3 protein-coding genes are annotated in these 1,616 nt (G+C 70.5%); 1 reads left to right on the top strand and 2 read right to left on the bottom strand.

Features of this window, described 5'->3' with window-relative positions; genetic code table 11:
• Positions 1-814 (bottom strand): dynamin family protein (locus tag ACFWPJ_RS32340; RefSeq protein WP_378857259.1); only part of this gene is annotated, 814 nt, incomplete at its 3' end.
• A 17-nt stretch (positions 815-831) separates the two neighbouring features.
• The gene (locus tag ACFWPJ_RS32335) at positions 832-1,131 is read right to left on the bottom strand and encodes a hypothetical protein (RefSeq protein ID WP_378857257.1); all 300 of its coding nucleotides are present in this window, start codon (positions 1,129-1,131) and stop codon (positions 832-834) included.
• Positions 1,132-1,257: 126 nt separating this feature from the next.
• Between ACFWPJ_RS32335 and ACFWPJ_RS32330 the strand changes: the two genes are divergently transcribed.
• On the top strand, positions 1,258-1,616 hold a 359-nt coding region (locus tag ACFWPJ_RS32330), incomplete at its 3' end, for a hypothetical protein (protein WP_378857255.1).

Below are 1,616 nucleotides of genomic sequence, written 5' to 3'. Positions count from 1 at the left end.
CCACCCGCCCCCAAAGATAAATACACCTCCAGTTACGTCGGCAGCGTACGATGTCTATAAGAGACCGCAGGCGCAGGGCGTGAGCGCGCAGCAGGGCCGACACCGGGATCAGGGTGACGTCGGCTTCGGCGCGGGTCAGGTGTGATCGATCGGCTTCGAGTACCCGGTGCCAGTGCGGATAGAGGTCGGTCTTGGCGAGCAGGACGGCGACCGTGGGGCAGAGTTCGCGGATCTGGCGGACGAAGGTGAGCTCGGGTTCGGTGAGCTCGGTGGAGGCGTCGGAGAGCACGAGCACCGCGTCGGCGGCTGCGGCGAGGCCGAGAACTCCTGCGGCACAGGCACTTCCGTGGCCGCCGACACCGGGAGTGTCGATCAGGACGATGCCGTCGGCCAGCAGCTGGTTGGGCAGCTCGGCCTCGATCCGCACGATCTGCCTGCCCTGGGCCAGCGGGCTGCGTGGATCGACGACGCCGATCTCGTCGAACGGGATCTCCACCCGCTCGTCCTCGGTGCCGGGCGCGCTGAGCACCAGATACGCCCGCTGCTGCGCGCCGTAGGACAGCTGCAGCGGGAGCACGGTGGTCGTGTCGTCGCCGACCTGGCAGACATCGAGCCCGAGCAGCGCGTTCACGAACCGGCTCTTGCCCTGACCGAGCTGGCCGGTGACGACGATGCGGTGGCGCGGATCGCGCACCCGCTCGGTGACCTTCTCCAGGCGCCCGACCAGGTCGTCGCGGCCTGCGGCGCGGGCCGCTGCGACGGTGTCGGCCAACACCGTCGTCAGCGGCACCGCATTCGGTGCGAGAGTCCCCATCGCAGCGCCCGTTTCGCTCAGTGGAACATTCCGTCGGAGTGCACGTCGGCACCGGTCTCGGCGAGAGTACTCGACTCGCCGAACAGCGATGTCTCGCCGCCGAGGCTCGAACCGTGCAGGCCGGAACCGAACGCGCTCGACACGTCGACCGAGGACCAGGTGTCGGCCGCGGTGGTGACCGCGCCCGTGGTGTCGAGGGTGCCGGAGGTGTCGGCCTGGGTTGTCCCGGTGAAGTCGGTGGTCGCGGTGGTGCCGGTCTGCGCCGCACCGTCGACGGCGCTGCCGAGGCCGCCGGCGATCTGCGTGCCGCCGGTCATCGTGCCCGACAGGCCTGCGTCGGCGGATCCGCCGAGACCGGTCTCGAGGCCGGTGCCAGCCTGGGCGCCACCGGTCGCGGAGCCTGCGAGGCCGGTGCTGGTCTCAGCGAGACCGCCCAGACCCGCTTGCGCGCCACCGGCAGCAGAACCCCCAAGGCCGACACCGGTTTCAGCGAGACCGCCGAGGCCTGCCTGTGCGCCACCAGCAGCAGAACCCGCCAAGCCCGCGCCGGTATCTTCGGCACCGCCCAAACCTGCCTGAGCACCACCGGCAGCCGAACCAGCAAGGCCGACACCGGTTTCAGCGAGACCGCCAAGGCCCGCCTGTGCGCCACCAGCAGCAGAACCCGCCAAGCCCGCGCCGGTATCTACGGCACCGCCCAAACCTGCCTGAGCACCACCGGCAACCGAACCCCCAAGGCCGACACCGGTTTCAGCGAGACCGGAAAGACCCGACTGTGCGCCACCGGTCAGGCCGGCGCCGG

Origin of the sequence: Nocardia sp. NPDC058497, from assembly GCF_042720195.1 — a bacterium.
Classification (GTDB): Bacteria; Actinomycetota; Actinomycetes; order Mycobacteriales; family Mycobacteriaceae; genus Nocardia.
This window is presented reverse-complemented; position numbering and strand designations above follow the sequence as displayed.

Bases quoted from the DNA above. Each gene is read 5' to 3' on its own strand.
- ACFWPJ_RS32335 (WP_378857257.1), bottom strand. From the start codon at position 1,131: ATGACCGGCGGCACGCAGATCGCCGGCGGCCTCGGCAGCGCCGTCGAC.